General features: G+C 42.9%; 1 protein-coding gene. It reads right to left on the bottom strand.

What is annotated here, in order from left to right; translation table 11 throughout:
* Positions 1 to 10 precede the first annotated feature (10 nt).
* On the bottom strand, positions 11 to 212 hold a 202-nt coding region (locus tag HJY11_RS14665; RefSeq protein ID WP_208076575.1), incomplete at its 5' end, for a hypothetical protein.

Below are 212 nucleotides of genomic sequence, written 5' to 3'. Positions count from 1 at the left end.
AAGTTTTACACTAATATTCACGTTTTTTTAAGATGATTGCAGAGTGTTTTCCCATATTCAGAACAATCTCTCCGTTTTCTACAATATACTCCTCAAATTCGGTCGTGTATCCTTCCTCATATGTATAAATCATTCTCCGCATGAAACCCTGCATCGGAACCTCCGCCGGCCATACCGGCACATGCAGCGTAACTGCCTCGCTCCGATTGTTG

It is taken from the genome of Bittarella massiliensis (ex Durand et al. 2017) (genome assembly GCF_017566145.1).
In the GTDB taxonomy this organism is placed as follows: Bacteria; Bacillota; Clostridia; order Oscillospirales; family Ruminococcaceae; genus Bittarella; species Bittarella massiliensis_A.
The sequence above is the reverse complement of the archived record's forward strand: the minus strand, read 5'-3'. Positions and strand labels throughout refer to the sequence as shown.